Annotated in this window: 17 protein-coding genes; 1 reads left to right on the top strand and 16 read right to left on the bottom strand. The window is 63.9% G+C overall.

Annotation, left to right across the window (positions count from 1 at the left end; genetic code table 11):
* Position 1: 1 nt before the first annotated feature.
* From V8J83_RS08280 to bhcA, 15 genes are all read right to left on the bottom strand, one after another.
* Complete coding sequence (locus tag V8J83_RS08280; RefSeq protein WP_339985322.1) at positions 2-880, bottom strand: glycosyltransferase family 2 protein; 879 nt, start codon at positions 878-880, stop codon at positions 2-4.
* A complete protein-coding gene (locus V8J83_RS08275) occupies positions 877-1,881 on the bottom strand; it encodes a glycosyltransferase family 2 protein (RefSeq protein ID WP_339985320.1) in 1,005 nt (334 codons plus the stop codon). The genes V8J83_RS08280 and V8J83_RS08275 overlap by 4 nt, the downstream gene beginning before the upstream one ends.
* On the bottom strand, positions 1,881-3,011 hold the full coding sequence (locus V8J83_RS08270) for a glycosyltransferase family 61 protein (RefSeq protein WP_339985318.1): 1,131 nt from the start codon (positions 3,009-3,011) through the stop codon (positions 1,881-1,883). The genes V8J83_RS08275 and V8J83_RS08270 overlap by 1 nt, the downstream gene beginning before the upstream one ends.
* Entirely contained in the window at positions 3,011-3,820 is an 810-nt protein-coding gene (locus V8J83_RS08265) for a hypothetical protein (protein WP_339985316.1), read from the bottom strand. The genes V8J83_RS08270 and V8J83_RS08265 overlap by 1 nt, the downstream gene beginning before the upstream one ends.
* A 234-nt stretch (positions 3,821-4,054) precedes the next feature.
* Positions 4,055-4,729: a DUF8453 domain-containing protein gene (locus V8J83_RS08260; RefSeq protein WP_339985314.1), complete on the bottom strand. Its 675-nt coding sequence runs from the start codon at positions 4,727-4,729 to the stop codon at positions 4,055-4,057.
* Between the two features lie 291 nt (positions 4,730-5,020).
* Positions 5,021-7,297: a sulfatase-like hydrolase/transferase gene (locus tag V8J83_RS08255; protein WP_339985312.1), complete on the bottom strand. Its 2,277-nt coding sequence runs from the start codon at positions 7,295-7,297 to the stop codon at positions 5,021-5,023.
* Positions 7,294-8,031 (bottom strand): hypothetical protein, encoded by a 738-nt coding sequence (locus V8J83_RS08250; RefSeq protein WP_339985310.1) that lies wholly within the window; start codon positions 8,029-8,031, stop codon positions 7,294-7,296. The genes V8J83_RS08255 and V8J83_RS08250 overlap by 4 nt, the downstream gene beginning before the upstream one ends.
* The gene (locus V8J83_RS08245; RefSeq protein ID WP_339985308.1) at positions 8,024-9,430 is read right to left on the bottom strand and encodes a hypothetical protein; all 1,407 of its coding nucleotides are present in this window, start codon (positions 9,428-9,430) and stop codon (positions 8,024-8,026) included. Before V8J83_RS08245 ends, V8J83_RS08250 begins: the two co-directional genes overlap by 8 nt.
* 76 nt (positions 9,431-9,506) lie before the next feature.
* On the bottom strand, positions 9,507-11,369 hold the full coding sequence (locus V8J83_RS08240; protein ID WP_339985306.1) for a glycosyltransferase family 2 protein: 1,863 nt from the start codon (positions 11,367-11,369) through the stop codon (positions 9,507-9,509).
* Positions 11,370-11,524: 155 nt separating this feature from the next.
* The gene (locus V8J83_RS08235) at positions 11,525-12,406 is read right to left on the bottom strand and encodes a bile acid:sodium symporter family protein (RefSeq protein ID WP_339985304.1); all 882 of its coding nucleotides are present in this window, start codon (positions 12,404-12,406) and stop codon (positions 11,525-11,527) included.
* Positions 12,407-12,411: 5 nt separating this feature from the next.
* Complete coding sequence (locus V8J83_RS08230; RefSeq protein ID WP_339985302.1) at positions 12,412-14,118, bottom strand: AMP-binding protein; 1,707 nt, start codon at positions 14,116-14,118, stop codon at positions 12,412-12,414.
* 187 nt (positions 14,119-14,305) lie between these two features.
* Positions 14,306-15,265 carry an iminosuccinate reductase BhcD gene (gene bhcD, locus V8J83_RS08225; RefSeq protein WP_339986040.1) on the bottom strand — a complete coding sequence of 320 codons (960 nt, stop codon included), beginning with the start codon at positions 15,263-15,265 and terminating at the stop codon, positions 14,306-14,308.
* A 20-nt stretch (positions 15,266-15,285) separates the two neighbouring features.
* Entirely contained in the window at positions 15,286-16,449 is a 1,164-nt protein-coding gene (gene bhcC, locus V8J83_RS08220; protein ID WP_339985300.1) for a 3-hydroxy-D-aspartate aldolase BhcC, read from the bottom strand.
* Positions 16,450-16,476: 27 nt separating this feature from the next.
* On the bottom strand, positions 16,477-17,445 hold the full coding sequence (gene bhcB / locus V8J83_RS08215) for a beta-hydroxyaspartate dehydratase BhcB (RefSeq protein WP_339985298.1): 969 nt from the start codon (positions 17,443-17,445) through the stop codon (positions 16,477-16,479).
* Between the two features lie 11 nt (positions 17,446-17,456).
* A complete protein-coding gene (gene bhcA, locus V8J83_RS08210; protein ID WP_339985296.1) occupies positions 17,457-18,647 on the bottom strand; it encodes an L-aspartate--glyoxylate aminotransferase BhcA in 1,191 nt (396 codons plus the stop codon).
* Positions 18,648-18,809: 162 nt separating this feature from the next.
* On the opposite strand from bhcA, the gene bhcR reads away from it, so the two are divergent.
* Positions 18,810-19,661 (top strand): HTH-type transcriptional regulator BhcR, encoded by an 852-nt coding sequence (gene bhcR, locus V8J83_RS08205; protein ID WP_439649762.1) that lies wholly within the window; start codon positions 18,810-18,812, stop codon positions 19,659-19,661.
* On the opposite strand, the gene V8J83_RS08200 is transcribed toward bhcR, so the two are convergent.
* Positions 19,658-20,344 carry an SDR family oxidoreductase gene (locus V8J83_RS08200; protein ID WP_339985294.1) on the bottom strand — a complete coding sequence of 229 codons (687 nt, stop codon included), beginning with the start codon at positions 20,342-20,344 and terminating at the stop codon, positions 19,658-19,660. The two genes, bhcR and V8J83_RS08200, sit on opposite strands and share 4 nt — an antisense overlap.
* Positions 20,345-20,392: the final 48 nt, after the last annotated feature.

The raw sequence follows: 20,392 nt of genomic DNA, 5'->3' as shown, positions 1-20,392 counted from the left end.
CCTAACCCTCCCCGTCCAGTTTGGGACCGTCCCGCAACAGGCCGCCTTCGGCCTCAAGCGTCGCCGCAATCTCGGGCGTCAGTCGGTGCAACGTATCGAACATCGCACGGTAGCCGGGTTCAGGATCGGGGTCGTTTGCGATCTGATCGAGGCGGTCCTTGACGGGTTGCGAGAACCCATGCGCGCCACGTCGCCATGCGACCTTGGCGCGCCAGCGCTCGTAATCGGGCGCAGCGTAATGGATCAGATGCGCCTGTTCCGCAGCGCCCCAGACGGGGCCGGGGGTGCGGGTTCCGTGCGCATCTTCGGCCCAATGCAGCCGCATCGTCAGCCCACTTTGCCCCGCGCGGTGGAAGCTCTTGCCTTCGGGGTGGTAGACAAGGCCGTACCGGATGCGCAGCAACGCGGCATCCGCGCCGTAGACGCGCGTCACCGCCCTGCGCTCGATCGGCACGCGGAACCCGCTGCCGCCATCGGGCAAGATCACCTGTTCGGCGCTTTTGACCCGCAGGCTTCGGGCCTCTGCGGGCAGGCTTGCGAGCGCCTGCGGCACGGTGCGGCCCTGGAACCACACCAGCTCATCCGCGTCGAGCACCAGCAACCAGCCCTCGGGCGTATCGGCATAGGCCTGCGCGAGAACGTGGCGTTGGCGGCGGGTGAAGCGGCTGTCGGGGTCCAGACCCAAGCTGGCCCAAAGCGCGGGCGTGCAGGGGCGGGCGTCGATCCGTGGATCACCGCGCAAGCGGCGCAGCGACGGATCGTTCGGGTCATCGAGGTAAAGGATGATCCGCTTGGCCCCCTGATCCAGATGCCAGCGCAGGAAACGCGCGAGGATCGGCCAAGGCTCACGCGCGATGGTGGCGATTGTGAAGTCGCTCATCGGACCGGATCGTCCAGATCGAGGGCGTTGACGAGGTCTGCAATCTCTGGGTCGTCGCGCAGCGCGTGCGCCTTGGCTTCGTGCCAGGCCACCGCCTCCGCATGCAGCGCGGCCAGTTCCGGATCTGCCAGCAATTCAGCCCGGATGCGGGCGGCTTCCGGCAGGCCATCTGCGAGCGAGGAATCTGGCGTGCCGGGGCGGTTGTAACGGTGCCAGTAATCGAGGCTGCGCTGCACATCGAGGCGGGTCTGCGTGACCGCATCGCCGCGCGCGACCTTGATCAGGAACGCCTCCGCCGAGCGCACGGCGTAGTGGTTGAACTGCGCAAGATCGGTAGAGCCGAGCGGCGAGATGGATTTGGCTTTGCCATCCGTCCACGCGTCCGAAAACGCGCGCCCGCTTCCGTCGATCCAACGTTTTCCGGTGGTGGAGAAATCCGTGCGCCGGGGCCGGTGGTTGCGGCGCACGTCAAAGCGTATATCATTGTGAAACATCGTCTTGATGGCGCTGTCAGTGATATCGCCAGCCTCGTAATCCTTCGATTGGGTGGTGAATTGCGCGACCACCGGCGCGTCGCGGAACGCCGTCACCCCGTTCGAGCCGAACGGCATCGAGGTCAGAGAGACAACGTCAAATCCCCCGGCTGCGTCGTGCAGATCCTGCAGCGTGCCAGCACCGACATGGATTTTCAGAAATTCGTCGACATCCGTGAAATAGATCCAGCCCGCGTCCTTGTAGAAATTCAACAGCGAGGCATAGCGCAGCGCCATGATGTGCCAATTGCCCCGGTCGCGCATGATCATCTTGGGGTTGGGCAGGTGCTTGAGCGGGATCAGCGCCTCCAACTGGTCGAGGATGCGGGTGGTCTGATCCTCGCAATCGTTTGTGACGACAATGAACCGGTCGAACCCGCAGGCCATGTTGTGGGCGATCCATTCCAGGATATACGGCCCCTCGTTCTTCATCGGGGTCACGATCAGGGCGGGCTGGCCACACAGCATCAGCGCAGGTCCCGGTAGACAAGGCCGATGCCGAACCGCTCCGCGAGGCGGGCGATCTGTTCGGCAAGCTCGGCCTCGGGCGGGTCGGACCAGACAGAGGGTTTGGTGATGAAACCCGCTCGGTGCAGCGCCTGGCCCGCGGCGCGGAAGTCGAAATGCGCCTGCGCCTCGCGTTTGACGAAGCGTTTGCCGTCGGGCGACCAGCAGCCGCGAATGGCTTCGATCCGGGTCGGTGTCAGGCCTGCAAAGGTTTGGAACTGCAGGATGTAATCCTCGATATTCATTGACGGTCCGCGATTGATCAGGGCAACCTCAGCCTCCGGGTCGGCGACGATGGCGGCCAGATGCAGCGCGGAGCCATCCAGCGCCACGATCTGTCGCGCGGCGCGGTATTGCGCGATTTGTTCGGCGATCGGGTGATCCTGCGGATGAAAGATGCGGTAGCCCTCGGCGGCGAGGAAGGCTTCGATCCGTTCTTCGCCCACGACGCGCCCACGCCGGGAGGTGAGCGCCGAGCGGGTGATATAGAGCTTTTCGGCACCTTCGGGGGCGACGTCCGCACACAGGCGCCGGCGCATGAAATCGCGGTATTCCGGGCGACCTGCAATCATCGTGTCGATGCCAAAGCCGGGCGGCGGGCAGGTGATTTCGGCGATCTCGACCGGGTTTTGCGGCAGGCGGATCTTTAGGTGGCCGAGGCCCAATTGTTCGAAGAACGGGCGGTAGGGTTTGAGCGGCTTGAACTCATGTGTGAGGCGCGGTTTGGGAAAAAAGAACAAGCCGGCGAGGTCCGGCACCTGTTCTGCGGCCCAGAGCCGCGCGGTGGTTTCGACGAGGAAATGTCCGAAATGCGCATAGAACACCCCGCCATAAAGCCAGCGCCCCTCCAACCGTTCGACCGGTTGCGGTGCGGGTCCGTTCGGCACAACGGTGACCGGCTCGTCGGCGTAGCGCCAGGAGTGGCTGTCGGGCAGATGCGCGCCGTCTGCGGTGAACAGGCCCGCCGCGCGTTTGTATCCCTTTGGCTCCTCTTCCCCCCACGGGACCGAGACAACATCCGCGTGCCATTCCGGCGTCCAGCGCATCGGTTCATCCGGGCGGAAGTCGAGCGATGGGGCGGCGTCGGACATTATTCCAGCGCGTCCTCGGGCGTGATCCCGACCTCTTGGGCCATGCGCCACGCGTAGGAATTTTCCAGCGGCGGGTTCTTGCGCCACCACGGTTTCGTGCCGTTGGTGTAGAGATGGACCGAGACGGTTCTATCGGTAAACCAGCCCTCCACGCGACCGTGGGGGTCGTAGAAAATATCGTTGAGCTGGAACGGCACGGGGTAGAGCACGTCGGAGGTCATCGCGCGTTCGATATCGCCGGTCTGCTTGGCGAAATGGGTGAAGGCCTGCGGGCCAAATGCGGTGCGCTCGGTCTTGTAGATGCGCACGGGGTGGGGGAGCTTGTCGTCCTGCCGGCCCATGCGGCGTTTCTGCCGGTCGTTCCACCAGGGCGGAAAATCGGGGAGGTTCTCGTAATAATCGAGAAGCTGGTCCATCAATTCGCCCTGCCGCGGGATGCCGACGACACCGCAATTGAGCGCGCCGCGCATGCCGTGGCCGGCGTAGATATGTTCCCATTCATCGGGGAACGGCGCATGGCAGAAGGCGTCGCAATCGATCCAGATGGCGCCGGTGGCCTGGATCATCTTGTAGCGAAAGACGTTGCTGAGGAAGCTGGCCGAGGTCTGCTCGACGATATCCATGGGGATATCCATGATCTCGGTCGCGGGGCGAACGTCGACGCCTTCGGGGGCGTTCTGGACGTTATCGGTGCAGTAAAGCGTCACCGGATGGCCGTGGCGCAGGTGCGAGGCAAGGCAAAGTTGGTTGAGATATTGCAGGCGCTCGCCGATCCACAGGGAGGCGACGGGGCGACGGGAGAGGTCCATTTGGCTGGCCTTTGATTGCTGCTCGGGGTGGGCGGGATTGGTCCCGCTCGCGTTGGCCCCTGTTTTCGCCGATTGGGGGCGGCAAGGCAAAGGGTTTTGGGAGGGAGGGCATGCGGGTTGGGTGGTTGCAAGGTTGCAACCGGGGGTTAAGGTGTTGATTTGGTTATAGAAAGGCGTTTTTGGTAAGGGTTTGTTAGGGATTTGATCTCGCTTCTTCTTGAGCTCGGGTGGTCACTAATTTTTGGCCATATCTTCCAAAGCGCTCACGATCCGCATTTGAGGAGACTTATGCGAGGTCATTTTTTCCATTTGACGAATATCGATGGTGAAATCGCTTTCATATTGGTCACCTGCGAGATCTTCATACGAAAGCGTCGCCTTGAACGGTGGTAAGGGGCCAACTTCAAACAGCCGAAAACCTACACCGAGATTGAACTCGATGTCCTTTCCTTGGGGAATAACGGAAAATGGATGATAACGTCGGAATATGTCTGTAGACAAATTGTACCTCTCCGTATCAGCGTCAGGTTTTTCGACATCCACGTGAACATTCAGTGCAGCGCCTGCTCCTATGTTGCTGATTAGAAACGTTACCATCTCGGCTGCATCTGCGCGCTGCCCTAGATGAGCGATCAAAACAGGGTCCGTGCTAGCCTCCCTGGTTTTGCGTTGTTCGGTCAGCGCTTTGGCGGCTAAGTAGGTCGAAGTAAATGCGACTAGTAGTGAAACCAAAATCGGGTCGATTGAGAGGCCTTCACCAATTGAATTGGTATCGGCAAGGTATGTGAGCGCTATCCAGCCCAACGCTGAAGTAATAACACCAAGCGTCATTCCAACCGCTATTTTTCCATCACCTAAGAGGTGATTTGCGTCGTTAGTCTTCTCGTGTCTGATAGTATATTTATTCATTAAGCTACGCCTCACAAGTTTTTGGCTACCAGGGCATCATCGTGATTTTGACTGGTAGGGCAATAAAGCGCTCTTGGTCTATAAACTGGCGCCGGCCATCATGCCAAAAGCCCATGTTGAGCACCCAGCGGGTTAACAGCGGCGGAGCCGACCCGCTATCGTTGGGCCTCCCCAAGGCCCGGCGATTTGGTGAGGCTTGGTGCACCGCTCGTTCTGTGCGATGTCCTGGCCACCATAAAGTGCCAGAGAGCAGCCGTTGGATCGCCGAACCGAGGCCCGACGAGAGCGGGGCTATGCGATCTGTCCCGTGATGTCAGTGCCGTGCGGCACACCGGTGATGTCGACAATCGAGAGGCCGCAGCGCAGGCGCACGACGTCTCCGGTCTGGGTGATGGTCGGCGCTTCGGGCCATGCGCTGAGGTCGTAGGTTTGGTCCGCCTGCCAGCCGTGGATCACGGTGACGCCGCCGTAGGCTGGGCGGAAGGTCTTGGCGCCCGCCTCGGGCGTGATGTGGGTCACGCCGGGGCCGGTTGTGACGTCGTGGCCGCCCTCGCCAAGCAGGAGCGTGTTGCGGCCGGGGCCTGCGTCGATGGTGCTCGCGCCTTCACTATCTTCTATAAGATCGTTGCCGTGGCCGCCGTAGATGTGGTTGCGCCCGGTGTGGCCGTAAATGACGTCGTCGCCGGTGCCGCCGTCGAGCGTGTCGCGGCCCGGGCCGCCGTGGAGCGTGTCGTTTCCCTGCTCGCCGTAGAAGGCATGGCGGCGGTTGGCCTGTTTGGCGCGGGCGATCATCGTGTCGTTGCCCGCGCCCCCGTAAAAGGTGGCGGCGCCGTGTTTGAGGCCGATCATGATGTCGTCGCCGGAGGAGCCGGTGACATCGACTTCGACGCGCTCGGAGGTCTCGAACTCGATCGGGCTGTCGGGATGGGCGACGATGCGGATGCGCTTGCCCTCGCGGTCTTTCGGGTCGCCATCTTCCTTGCGGGAGACGACGGTGGCAATGCGGATTTTTTCAATGTTGGCGGGGACATGGAGGACGTAATCGTCGGGGCCAGCCATGTACCAAAGGGTATCGGTGCCGCCGTCTTCATCCTCCACGATCTTTTCGGCATCCGCGCCATAGGCCCAGTAATCATTGTCGGCGCGCCCGCCCGCAAGAACGACGGAGCCGTCGACGGCCATCATCGCGTTGACGCCGCAGGCCGGGTTTTCAAAGCCGCGCAGGTCGAGGCCAAGGTCGAGCGCGCCGCGGATGAGCTCATCGCGGAGCGCGGTGAGCGGCGCGGTGTCGGCGATGTTCGTGGTTTCGCCCGGATCTTCTACAAGATCGTAGACGTGTTCCTCGCCGTTGGGATAGCGGAAGTAGCGGTATTGCGAGAGGCCTGCGACGGAGGGGCGGACGGAGAGGGTGCCAAAGACGCAGGTGACAGGCGATTTGGTGGCGTCGAAGGCTGCGGGGTCTTCGATCAGGGGCAGGAGCGATTGGCCGGAGGTCCAGTCGGGGCGCGGCGGGAGGCCTGCGAGGTCCATGATGGTTTTTGGGATGTTGTGGAGCGACACGGGCAGGTCAATCTCGCGCGGCGCTAGGTCGGCGTGCCAGATCCCGAGGGGGACGTGGGCGGCGCTATCCCATTGGGACATCTTGTGAAAACTGTCGTGTGTGCCGAGGTTGAAGCCGTTGTCGGACAGGAAAATGACGGTTGTGTTGGCTGCCAGCGGCGAGGCGCGCAGGGCCTCCATGAAGCGCCCGATCTCGTGATCGACATGGGAGATGCAGGCGAAATACGCGCGCACGACTTGCCGCCAGGCGTTGTCGCCGGCCTTTTCGGGCGTCCATTGGCCGTTGGCGATATAGGCGGCCTCGTAGACGGCGAACCCGGGTTGCGGGCCGAAGTAATCCTCTGGCGAGGCGATGGTGGGCCAGACGATGTCGGCGGGGTCGTATTGGGCGTAGAACCGGTCGGGGGCGACGAGGTTGTAATGCGGGTGTTTGAAGCCGAGCTGGATCAGGTGGCGGCGGGATGGGTCCGCGCGGGCGAGGTGGTCGATGGCGTTCTGCGCGACGCGGTAATCATAGAATGTGTGATCGTATTCGCCCGCATCGTTGGGGTGGTTCACGCCTTTGATGCCGGGGCCGCGGTCAAGGTAGGCGTGGACATTGTGGCGTTTGCCCCGGTCTTCGGCGAGGGGGTCTTCGTGGAAAAGAAGCCGGCGGTACGCCTCGGGCATGGGTTTGTAATTGGCGTCCACCTTGCCAGTGGTGAAATTGTAGAACCCGGCCCGGCGCAGGTCGTAGGCCCAGGCCTTTTCGGGGGGTGAGATGTCGCGCCAGAAGCGGTTGAGATCGACGAGGCCGGAGCGAAAGGGCGAGATGCCAGTGGCCAGTTCCGCCCGGCACGGCGCGCAGAGCGGCACGGTGGCGTAGGCGTTGGAAAAGCGCACGCCCTCGGCCATGAGGCGGTCGAGGTTGGGGGTCTGGATGCGGAGGCCGAACGTGTCGCGCCAGGTGAAGACGTCGATCATGTCATCGACCCAGATGACGCAGATATTGCCGTCGCGGGGGATCATTCGGAGGCCCAGAGGTGGTGGCGTTGGAGGGCTTTGGTTGCGGGGTCCGTGTGGGAGAGGGTGCGGCCCGGGAAGAGCCAGACGTCGAGGATCAGCGCAGCGCCGAGGGTCTTCAGCAGGCGCGGGCGCTGGTTGCGGCAGCCGATGAAGAGGTCGGCGGGGCCGGAGAGGATGCCGATGGCGGCGGTGGCGGTGGCGTGTGCGTCGCCGAGCGAGAGGGCGAGGTGGTCGCCGTTGAGCGAGACGATGGCGAGATGCGGGGCGTCCTGTGCGGGCAGGGGGAGATCGGTGGAGACGCGGCCTTGATCATCCTTGGCGGTGAGCAGGCCGTCGGCACCGGAGAGGAAGAGGTAATTGTCGCCGGTGTTGAGCGTCAGCAAGGTGCGGGCGTCGTCGCCGGGGGTGGTGTAGAAACGGATCGCAAGCGTGGCGGTGGCGGCGTTTTCGGTGATGGCCTCGGCCACCAGACCGCAATGGGTCTGCGCCCGACATTGCAGGCCGAAAAGCGTGTCGATCTCGGTGATCAGGCCGTTGTTCTTGTTGGGTTCCGTGGGAATGGCTGCGGGGCTGGAGCCTTGCGCATTCCACCGGGTGACGGCCCCGGTTGTGCTGTCGAGTTGCATCGCATCGGGACATCCGTGCCACCACAACGCAGATTGCAGGGCCGGGCCAGCGGCGGCGGGGCTGGCGGCGCACAGGGCCCCTTGGGGCAGGGCGTCGGGCAGCTCAAGCATTGCGGCCCCCGGTCACGGGGAGATGGGCGGGCAGGGCATAGCGGTGCAGGGGCGCGCCGGTTGCACTTTGGTCCTGCCAGGTGTCGCGCAGGTATCCGCGCGGCTGCCCGGCGCACGCATAGGCAAGGCGAAGGCCCGCACCTTCGGGGACTTTGTCGAGGGTCAGAAGCACCGCCTGCGGATCGTCGGGGGCGATCTGTCCGCCGGTGATCCGCGCGCCGTTCACGCAATCGGTGAGCGCAAAACCGTCGACGGTATCGAGGACCAGCGGGCCATCGGCACGGGCCGTGACGCGAAGCGATTGGCCTTCGATTTCAGCGAGATGCAGGATCGGGCATTTCCAGCTCGCGGCCCCGACGATTGCATGGGCGGTCATCTCGGCCTGCTGGATGCGGGCGGCCTCGGTCGGACGGTCGTAAGCGTCGAGATCGAACATATAGGCGGGGGCGGAGGGGACGAGGCGCTGATCGCCGTGGTTCCACGACAATTCCCACTGGCCATCGAGGGCGGGTTGCGGCGCGACCTCGGGCAGACCGGATTCGATGCGGGTGACGAACAACGGGCGATCGAAGCCAAGCGCCCAGAGGCCGGAGGACACGGCCTCCATCACCGCAAGCATGCCGTCGCGATAGGCCGTGGCGGAGGGGGAATGATCCTCCAGCGCGAAATCGAGCGTGACGGCGAGGATTTTGGCCCGCTTGTCCATAAGCGCAGCGGCGGATTTGAGGTTTTCCGCAGCGATCAACAGGTTTTCCACAGCTTTTCCACAAGCGAGGTCCGCGGCGGTGGCGGAACTGTCGGTCTCGACCCGGGCCATGAACAGCGGCAGGGGGCCGTAATCGTCCATGCGCCACTGCACGATGGTCTGGGCGACAAGGGCCTCGTGGGTCATCTCGCGCAGATGTTCGAGCCGGTCGGTGCGCGTCGCCTGTTCGATCCCGGCATGGCCCACGGCGCCGATATCATCGGCGGGCGCGGTGATGTGAAAGGGAAAATCGGCACGGCCGGGGTTGGCCAGCGCCGCCCGCGCGCCACCGAGCCCCAGAAGGCCGAGCACGGGTCCATTGGCGTCGGCGATGATGTCACCGCCGTCGCGATGCTGACGAAACGCGCGCACGCCTTGCGCGCCTTCGAGGCGGGCCGTGAAGCGGGTCCAGCAGCCGTCACGCCGGGCGTTCCACGCGTCGATACCGGGGGGCGGATCAATCGGCTCTGCCTGCGCCGAGGGCGCGCTTGCATCGCCGCGATCCGGCAGGCGCAGGGCGAGATCGGCGACAACGCGATCGCTCAGCCGCATCACGAGCCCCGAAGGGTCGTACCGGATCAAATCGCCGTTCCTGGCGCGCAGGACAACGCCGTGGCTGGCGGTTTCATCCTTGTCTTGCGGTGTGTCGGTCACGGCGCGGCCCCCTTCGTTGCGCCACGTTAGGCGAAGCGGCGGGGCCGATGGAAGCCCGGTTTCGCGGAGCGAGCGCTTATCCGGCGGAGCCGTCTTCGCAGCGGTCGAATTGCAGGGAGCCGGAGGCGGCGCGGTCGGGGTCTTCGCGGAAGCCTTTGGCGGCCAGCGCGGGGGTGTAGGCGGCGCGCAATTGCGCGGCCTGGTCGTCGGACACCACGGGGATCAGCACGCGGCGCAGGGTGCCGAGGTCGAGTTGGGGGAGGGCTTCGGGCGGCAGTTCGGAGGCGCGCCCCAGGCGCAGGGCAACCGGTTTGAAATCGCTGAGACAGGCCTGAAGGCCCGTGGGCGCGCCATTGATCATCAGCGGCCCATCGGTGAATTTGAGGCGGCTTGTGTCCGCAAGCCCGGCACGTTGGGCCAGCGTTTTTCCATAGGATATCAACGCGCTGCGGCTGTCGTGGACCATGTAGGTGAGGCCCTGGCTGATCGAGAGTGTGCGCAGGGCGATGAAGCCGACGCCGCCGCCGAGTTCAAGCACACGGGTGCAGCCATCGAGATAACCGGCGATGTTGCGGGCATGGCGTCGGTCGAAGCGCCCCGCAAGGATCACATCGAGGCTTTCGGGGGCGAAGATGCGTGGGTCGGCAGGCAGGGCGATGCCGTGGTTTTCGACCCATTCCAGCGCGATGTCGCCGGAGAGGTCGATCGTGTCGAGATAGGGGTCACCATCGACGGTGGCCCACCCGGCGATGGTGTCGTTGCGGCGCTCCTGCGGCGGTGTATCGGCGGCCTGCTTTTCGACGCGGCTCATCAGGGCGGCGATCTTGGCGGGGTCGCGGGCCTGCGGCGGTTTGGCCTCGACCTGTGTGATGGGGGTTTTGCCGGCGTCGATCAGGTCGGCGCGGAGTTTGGTGTAGGCAGGGGTTTGCTTGTAGGTGGCGAGGCGGGCTTCGACCCGGTCGATGGCGGCGTGGTGAAGCTTGTGCAGGACCGGATCCTTGAGCAGTTCGGCCATGATTTCGGCGCGGCGGTCGGCGTGGATCAGGGCGGTGCGGTCTTCAACTTCGTTGCGGTCCTGCAGCGCCCAATAGTCGGAATTATACTTGTCCTTCTTGTTGTTCACATTGCCGCGGAATTTGCGGATCGCATAGCTGTCGACGGATTTCACGGCGTAATGGTTCATCTGGCACCACTCGTATCCAAGCGTGCGGCGGATCGAGCGCCAGCCGCGGAACTTGAAATACTCCTCCATCGGCAGGCCGGAGCCGTTGAGCCATTTGACCCTGTCGGGGAAGTCGGTCTCGAGCCATTTGTTTTTGATCTTGGGCCGGTGGATGCCGAGGTTCCATTTCGTATGGTCGAATTTGAAGAGTGTCTTTACGCCCCAGCCCTTGTTCCAGAACGGCGGCGCGGCGCGTGTATATTGTTCGGTCACGGGCGCGCGAGACCAGTCCACCTTGCCTGCAGAGCCGTAAATACGCCACGTGATGACGATGCCGTTCGCACCCTGCGCGGTGGCGTCATCGAGCAGACCTTCGACGGAGGCGGAGGGGTGGCGGATGCAGAGAAATTCGTCGGCATCGAACACAATCACCCAATCGGCGGTGCGCACGATGGGTTCGGCCTGCGCATGGTTGAGGGCGGAGGGCTGCGGCTTGAGGCCGGGGGCGATGTCGTTGACCCGGTGATGCGCAAGGCCCAGGGTTTCGAGCCGCTGCAGCATCGTGTCGGTGCCGTCAGAGCAATCGTTGGTGTAGACGAGCAGGTCGGTGAAGCCCACAGCAAGATGGTGCGCCACCCATTCCAAAAGGAACGGCGCTTCGTCCTTCATCATCGACACGGCCAGGATCTGCCCGTGTTTGGAAGTGGTCTTCAGGTGCTGCACATCTGCCCCTTCGGGTTCCGGGTTGGCCCCCGGATCTGCCGGTGTTTGCGCCACGCTAGCACGGCTGGCCGGGCGTTTGGAATGGGGGCGGAGCGGAGGCAGGACCGCTGCGAGGACATCCGCAGGATGGAGGAGAGGCGCGGGGGCGTGGTTGCGAGGAGAGCCGGAGGCTCGAGGAGGGGTGGGGTGCGGGGTTTCCGTTGGTTCGGTCAGAGGAGGCTGTCGGGCATTTTCTGCTCGGCGGCGGTGTTGGCGCGGCGGAAGAAGAGCGTCACGCCGGTGCTGATCAAGACGATGAAGAGCGAATAGAGCGCGGGCACGGCCATGATCGCCTGCTGCTGCTCAGCCGGGAAGGTGAAGACGACGATCGCGATGGCCAGGGGGCCGTTCTGGATCCCGGTTTCAAGCGCCACGGTCCGCGCATTGCGCGGGTGCAGGCGCAGCAGTTTGGCGAAGAGGTAGCCGATGGTGATGCCCACGAGGCCCAGGCCAATGGCCGCCGCGTAGGTCGCCGGCGTGGTGTTGAGCAGGAATTGCCAGTTTTGCGGCACCCAGGTCACGGCGATGAAGAAGATGAAGAACACGCCCAACAAAGCGCCGCCAAATTCCAGCACAGCCCCCACATTGGCGTTGAGTTTGCGCAAGGTCATGCCGATGGCGACAGGCACCAGCAGCACGATCAGCACGGCGATGATATCTTCGCGGGGGATTTCGAGATCAAGTGCTGCGGCATAGAGCAGCAAGATCACCGGGATCAGGATCAAGCCGGTCACGGTGCTTGTCACGGTCATCAGGACCGACAGGGCCAGGTTGCCCTTGGAGAAGTACGTGAAGATGTTCGAGGTCGTCCCGCCCGGCATGCACGCCATAATCAGGATGCCGATGGCGATGGTTTCGGGCACCACGAGGAAGGTGGCGAGCAGGAAGCCCAGAAGCGGCATGATGCCGTATTGGCTGATCACGCCGATGGCGAGGCCATAGGGGCGTTTGAGCGCGAGGTAGAAGTCGCGCGGGGTCAGGGAGGCGCCCATGCCGAGCATGATGATCGCAACCATGATCCCGAGGAGTGTCTGGGTGAATTCATCAACCATGTGCCTCAGGCCCCCTTCATTTCTTCGGCGCGCAGGTCCTTGCGGAGGATCTTGCCGACGTTTGATTTTGGCAGTTCATCGCGAAGCTCGACCCGTTTGGGCACCTTGTAGGCGGTCATGTGTTCCTTGCAATGGGCGCGGATCGCCTCGGGTGTGACACTGGTGTCCTTGAGCACAACGAAGGCCTTCACGGCCTCGCCACTGGCCTCATCCGGCACGCCGATCACGGCGGCCTCGATCACGCCGGGGTGGGCGGCCAAAACATCCTCGACCTCATTGGGATAGACGTTGAAGCCGGACACCACGACCATGTCCTTCTTGCGGTCGACGATGCGGATGTAGCCGTCGGGATCCATGTAGCCGATATCGCCGGTCAGGAAGTATTCGCCCGCCATGGTGGCGGCGGTCTCGTCGGGTTTTTCCCAATAGCCCTTCATGATCTGTGGGCCCTTCGCGGCAATCTCGCCGGTCTCGCCCAGAGGCAGGGGATTGCCCGCATCGTCCATGATCGCGATGTCGGTGGAGGGCACGGGAATGCCGATGGTGCCGGGGCGGGTCTTGCCCAAGGGTTCGAACGTCAGGACCGGCGAGGTTTCGGTCAGGCCGTAACCCTGCAGCACTGGTTTGCCGGTGATCTCTTCCCACTTCTCGGCAACCGAGGCCTGCAAAGCCATGCCGCCCGCGCCCGCGAATTTGAGGTGTTTGGGCGGGCTGTCGCGAAACCAGATCTCGTTTGTGAGCCCGTTGAAGAGCGTGTTCACGCCGGTCATGAAGGTGATCTTGTAATTCTCGAACGCGCGTTTGAGGTTGCCGAGCGGCCTGGGATTGGGGATCAGGATATTGCGCGATCCCATCCAGTAAAACGCCAGCATGTTCACCGTGAACGCGAAGATATGGTAGAGCGGCAGGGCGGTCAGGATGGTTTCCTTGCCGCGGTCCAGACCGCTGAGCAAATCCATGGATTGCTCCATATTATAGAGCAGATTGGCATGGGTCAGCATCGCGCCCTTCGACACGCCGGTGGTGCCGCCGGTGTATTGCAGGACGGCGATGTCATCGGCGCCGACGCCCTGGTGGTATTTCTCGACCTCGATGGCGCCGCTGTCGCGATGCGCGCGCCCCGCCGAAAGCGCGGAGGGCAGGCGGATATGGGCGATTTCAATGGGTTGGACGGAGCGGTCCCAGACCTTTTGCACCAGCCCCACGATGCCGCGCGGCAGGACGGGGAAGAATTCCGCCACACGCGTGACGATGATATTGGGGATCGGGTGGCCTTGCGTGGCGGCGGGGATCTTGTCGGCGAACATGTCGACGATCACCAGCGCATGGGGGCGGGCATCTTCGAATTGCTTGGCCATCTCCTCGGCGGTGTAGAGCGGGTTCACGTTGACCAGAACACAGCCTGCCTTGAGCACACCGAAAGCTGCGACCGGAAAGCCGAGGCAATTGGGCATCTGCACCGCGACACGGTCGCCCGCGTTGAGCCCCGCGACCTCGCGCAGGTAGACGGCGAAGGCATCCGACATCTCATCGACTTGCGCGAAACTGAGCGTGCCGTTCATGCCGTTGGGCAGGCAGCAGGTGAAGGCCGGTGCCTTGCCGAAGGTCTCGGCCACCGAACCGATCAGGTCGCCCAGATTGCGGTAGGCCGGCGCCGCGATCTCGGTGCGCGCGCCGGGGCGATAGAACGCCGTCCAAGGCCGATCCGTCATGGTGTGAAACCTCCCAATTTCTCCCGGGGGGACGATACCGGGTTTCGGCGCGGGGGAAAGCGGGAAGCTGCGTCAAGACGGATTTCGCGGCGCAGGGGTGTGGTTTGTGGGTCGCGGGCGTTGGGGAGAAAGACTGTGCGCGGGGTGGCGGGGGCGAGCGCTGGACCCGCCCCGGCCGAATGGCGCCTTAGATCGGCACGATGGTCGCGGTGCCATTGGCGACCGCCGTATCGACGATGGATGAGGCCACGGCGAGATCCTGCAGGCCGACGCCGGTGCCGTCGAACAGCGTGATTTCATCCGCGGAGGTTCGGCCGGGATGCGTGCCGTTGATGACCGCGCCGATCTGGGTGATGGCGTCGGCCTTCAAGAGGCCCGAGGCCACGGCGTGTTGCGCTTCGCCCAGGCTGGTGGATTGCGCGACCTCGTCACAGAAGACGGTGGCTTTGCCGAGCAGGGTGGCCTCGACCTCCTGCTTGCCGATGGTGTCGGTGCCCATGCACGCGATGTGCGTGCCGGGGCTGACGTGCTCGGCCAGAAGGCTGGGCGCGAAGCTTGACGTGATGGTGATGATCACATCGGCCTGGGTCATGCCGGGCAGATCGACGGGCTCGAAGGGGATATCCATCTCGGCGGCGACGGCGGCAAGGTTGGGCAGCATTTCGGGATGCAGGTTCCAGCCGATGACCTTTTCGAAATCGTGGGTTTCGAGCGCGGCGCGCATCTGGAACGTGGCCTGATGGCCCGCGCCGATCATGCCGAGTACTTTCGCGTCGGGCCGGGCGAGGTGCCTGATCGACACCGACGACGCGGCGGCGGTGCGCAGCGCGGTCAGGTAATTGCCGCCCACCATCGCCTTGACGCGGCCCGTCTCGGGCTCGAACAGGAAGACGGTGGATTGGTGATTGATCAGGCCGTTCTTGTCGAGGTTATGCGGCCAGTAGCCGCCTGCCTTGAGGCCGAGCACACCAGGCGCCACGCCGCCCTTGAAGCCGTAGAGCGCGTCTTCGGTGGGCATCGCCTCGCGCACCACGGGAAAGTTTTGCGCAGCCCCGGCGGCCATCGCAGCAAAGACGGTTTCGACTGCTGCAAACGCCGCATCGCGGGTCAGCAGGTCGGCGATCATCCCCTCGGGGACAATCGCCATTTCATGTTGTGCGCCGCTCATCAGTAAGCGCGGCCCCGTGCGGAGACGGGCCAGACGGTCTCAACGACACCATCGCGGACGCCGACGTACCAGTCGTGCACGTTGCAGGTCGGGTCGCAATGGCCCGGCACGAGATGCAGCTTGTCATTCACTTTCAGAACACCATCAGGGTCTGCAACCACGCCATGTTCGTCGGAACATTTCACATATTCAACATCCGTTCGCCCGAAGATCACAGGCAGGCCGGAGTCGACAGACTGCGCCTTGAGGCCTGCGTCGACGATGGCCTTGTCGGCCTTGGCGTGGGACATGACGGAGGTGAGGATGAACAGCGCGTTCTCCCATTCGCCCTGGTCGATGCGGTTGCCGTCGGCATCGAGGATGCGGCCGTAATCGGCATCCATGAACGCGTAGGAGCCGCACTGAAGCTCATTGTAGACGCCCGATGTGCTCTCGAAATAATACGAGCCGGTGCCGCCGCCGCCGACGATGTCACACGAGATGCCATCGGCCTTGAGGGTATCCACGACGTCTTTGACCTGCGCCACGGCGATGGCGATCTTGGCTTTGCGATCTTCGTACGAGTCCATGTGCTGCATCGCGCCCTGATAGGCCTGGATGCCTGCGAACTTGAGGCCGGGGGCCGCGTCGATGGCCTTGGCGATCTCGACCACCTCGGGCGTGGTGGTCACGCCGCAGCGGCCCGCGCCGCAATCAATCTCCACGAGGCATTCGATCTCGGTTCCGTGCTGCATGGCGGCCGCGGACAGATCGGTGATGTTGTTCAGATCATCCACGCAGCAGATGGTGCGCGCGCCAAGTTTGGGCATGCGGGCCAGGCGGTCGATCTTCTTCGGGTCGCGGACCTGGTTCGACACCAGCACATCCTTGATGCCGCCACGGGCGAAGACCTCGGCCTCGGACACCTTTTGACAGCAGACGCCGCAGGCACCACCCAGTTCGACCTGCAAAAGCGCCACGTCGACGGATTTGTGCATCTTGCCGTGCACGCGGTGGCGCATGCCGTGGGTCTTGGCGTAATCGCCCATCTTCTTGATGTTGCGCTCCAGCGCGCCGAGGTCGAGCACCAGCGCGGGCGTCTGAACCTCGGATGCGGGCATGCCGGGCTTGGCGGGGATGTCGAAGCCAACCTCGAAGTCGGCGAAGGAATCCATATCTTTCATAGTGTTTCTCCGATGTTCAAACAGGGGTTACGCGGCCATCCAGGGCAGCTTGGCGAGGTCAACGTTGCCGCCGGTGATAACAACACCGACGCGGCGGCCTTTGAAGACCTCGGGGTTTTTCAGGATCGTGGCCAGCGGCACGGCGCAGGACGGCTCCATCACGATTTTCATCCGCGCCCAGGTGAGTTTCATCGCGTCGATGATCTCGTCTTCGGAGGCGGTGAGGATGTCGGTGACATGGTTCGACACGAAGTGCCAGGTGTTTTCCTTGAGCGGCACCTTGAGGCCATCGGCGATGGTCACGGGCGCGTCGTCGGCGATGATGTGTCCGGCCTTGAAGCTGCGGTAGGCATCATCGGCCTGCTCGGGCTCGGCGGCGAAGATATCGACGTCGGGGGCGATGTGCGACAGGGTCAGGCAGCAGCCGGATATCATGCCGCCACCGCCGATGGGGGCGATGACGCTATCAAGGCCGTCGACCTGTTCCATGAATTCGCGGCTACAGGTGCCTTGCCCGGCGATGACGCGCGGATCGTTGTAGGGGTGCACGAAATCGGCCCCGGTCGCGGCGTGGACATCGGCAAAGACGGCCTCGCGCGAGGTGGTGGAGGGTTCGCATTCGGTGATGATCCCGCCGTAGCCGCGCACCGCGTCCTTTTTGGCCTGCGGCGCGGAATGCGGCATGACGACATGGCACGGGATGCCGCGACGCCCGGCGGCGTAGCTGAGCGACAGCGCGTGGTTGCCGGACGAATGGGTGCACACGCCCTTGGCCGCCTGCTCATCCGACAGGCCGAAGACCGCGTTGGAGGCTCCGCGCACCTTGAAGGCGCCGGCCTTCTGGAAGTTCTCGCATTTGAAGAACAGCTCTGCCCCGGTCAGCTCGTTGAGGTAGGTGGAGGTCAGGACTGGCGTGCGGTGGATGTAGGGTGCGATCCGCTCGTGCGCGGCGACCACGTCATCATAGGTGGGCAGGGGAGAGGCCATATCTTTCATAAGATTGCTCCTTATTCTGCGGCCAGCGCCAGGGTGGCGGCGGATTGGCGGTAGGTTTCCTGTGCCGCGGCAACGCCCGAGCCGAGCGTGATGTCGAGGCCCAGATCGGCCATGACCATCTCGGCCGTGGCGATGCCCGAGAGGGCCTGCACATCGGTGAGCCTGCCGAGGTGGCCGATGCGGAACACCTTGCCCGCGACATCGCCCAGACCCGCGCCGAACGCGACGTCGTAGCGCGCGGCGGCGTGGCTGCAGATGCGGCCCGCGTCAAAGCCTTCGGGCGTGCGGATTGCGGAGACCGTGTTGGAATAGAGATCCGGCGAGACGGCGCACAGCTCCATCCCCCAGGCGTGCACAGCGGCGCGCACGCCATCGGCGATGCGGGCGTGACGGGCGAAGACATTGTCGAGCCCTTCGTCCAACAGCATGTCGGCAGCCATCTTGAGACCGTTCAACAGGCCAACGGACGGGGTGTAGGGATAAGCGTTGGCCTCGTATCCCTTTTTCATGTCACGGATATCGAGGAAGGTGCGCGCGCAGGTGGCGCCTTCGATGGCGGCCATGGCCTTGGGCGACACGCCGATAATCGCGAGGCCCGCGGGCAGCATGAACCCTTTCTGGCTGCCGGTCACGGCAATATCCACGCCCCAGGCGTCGAAGTCGAACGGCATGGAGCCGATGGAGCTGACGCCGTCCACGAAGAACAGCGCGGGGTGGCTGGCGGCGTCGAGCGCGCGGCGCACGCCCGCAATGTCGGAGACCACGCCGGTCGCGGTTTCGTTGTGGGTGGCGAGCACGGCCTTGATCTGGTGCGCGGTGTCGGCGGCGAGGATGTCGGCGAACTGCGCGACGGGCAGGCCCTCGCCCCAGGTCACGTCGACGACCTGAACGTCGAGGCCATGACGTTGGCACATGTCGATCCACTTGTGCGAGAACATGCCGTTGCGCGCGGCCAGCACCTTGTCGCCCGGCGACAGCGTATTGGTGATCGCGGCTTCCCACCCGGCGGTGCCGGTGGCGGGGAACACGAAGATCTCGGCGTCTTTGGATTTCAGCACTTGCTTCACGCCGGCAAGAGCGGGGTGCAAGATGTCCGCAAACGCGGGTGAGCGGTGGTCCATCGTCGGCAGATCACATGCGCGGCGCAGGGCCTCGGGCATGTTGGTCGGGCCGGGAATGAACACTGGGTTCTGGGTTGTCATGGTGCCGTCTCCTCCAATCGATGCCGCAATCTACGGCGCGCGCCCCTTTTTCACAATTTTTTTGAAATCGTTTTTCAAAAGTGGTAGAGGGTCGGTTAGGGTTGAAAAATCAGAGACTTATCTTTTTTCATCCTGTGAAATAGATTTTCAACCTATGCGGGCATGACCATGAATGACGGCGATTCTTCCCCCGACCCGTTCCGTTCGCCGCGCGCGCGCGCGCGGGGACGTCCTCGGGATTGGGATGATAAAACGGCGCAGAACACGATCAAGTCGCTGGATCGCGCGATGGAGGTGTTTGAGCATTTGTCGACCCTGCCGGGCGCCACGTTGTCGGCATTGGCCGAGGATCTGGGCCAATCGCCGGCCACGGTGTACCGCATCCTTGTGACGCTGGAGGGGCGCGGGTTGGTGGAATTCGATCAGGGCGCGCAGGTTTGGCATGTGGGCGCGCGGGCGTTTGTGATCGGGGCGCGGTATCTGCGGCGCACGTCATTGGTGGATCGCGCGCGCCCGGTGTTGCGGCAATTGATGGAAGCCACCGGGGAGACCGCGAACCTGGGCGTGGCGCGGGATATGAATGTGTTGTTCGTGGGTCAGGTCGAGACCCACGCGACGATCCGGGCGTTTTTTCCGCCGGGCACCTTGTCGCCGATGCATTCGTCGGGGATCGGCAAGGCGCTTTTGGCACAAATGAGCGACGATCGGCTTTCGCGCCTGTTTGCCACGGCGCCACTGGATCAGTTCACGCCCAAGACCCTGACCGAACCCACCGCCCTGCGCGCCGATCTGGAGGCGACGCGGGAGCGGGGCTATGCGATCGACGATGAGGAGAAGAACGAAGGCATGCGCTGTATCGCGGCGCCGATCTTTGACCTGAGCGGCGGGGCGATTGCGGGCCTGTCGGTGTCGGGCCCGGTCAGCCGGGTGAGCACCACCGAGACGGAACGGCTTGCGGCCTCGGTGGTGCGCGCCGCCGACGATCTGTCGGCGGCCATGGGGTATCAGTTCTAGCGCGCCGGATAGATCTGGATCGACGACATGCGAACGTGGCCCGGCTCTTCGATGGCGAACATCACGGCGCGCGCCACGTCTTCGGGTTTGAGCGCATCGGGTTTCGGATCGTCGAAGAACGGCGTGTCGACCATGCCCGGATTCACATTCGTGACACGCACGCCGGTGCCCTCAAGCTCGGCGGCGAGGTTGTCGGCATAGCCGCGCACGAACCATTTCGTGGCGCCATAGACCGACCCGGCCAATGTTTCGTATCCCGCGCGCGACCCGGTCACGACCAAATCGCCCCCGTTGGCCTTTAGGTAGGGGATGGCAAGTTTGCACGTCACGGTCAGCGCGAAGATGTTCACGTCGATCATGGTGCGGAAGTTTTCGAGATCGCCCTGCTCGGTTCCCTTGGCCGCCGCGCCCAGACCGGCATTGGCAAACACCGCATCGATCCCGCCGAAGCGCGTTGCGGCGGCCTCGAACGCGGCGGTCTGAGCGCGCACGTCGGTCACGTCGCAGGGGATGCTGCAGGCGTTGGCATCGCCCAGGTCCGCGACGAGGTCGGACAGCTTGTCGTCGGTCCGCGCCAGCAGGGCGACGCGATGGCCCGCCTTGACAGCCGCGCGGGCCGTGGCCGCGCCGATGCCGCTGGATGCGCCGGTGATGAGGATTGATTTCGAGGTTGGATTCGACATGGGGCCGTCCTTTCAAGGTTTCATATTGCCAACGCGCGAGCGCCGCTT

The sequence above is a fragment of the Gymnodinialimonas ulvae genome (assembly GCF_037543845.1).
GTDB classification, from domain to species: Bacteria; Pseudomonadota; Alphaproteobacteria; order Rhodobacterales; family Rhodobacteraceae; genus Gymnodinialimonas; species Gymnodinialimonas ulvae.
Note: the sequence above shows the minus strand (reverse complement) of the source record. Positions and strands in the feature narration are given on the sequence as shown.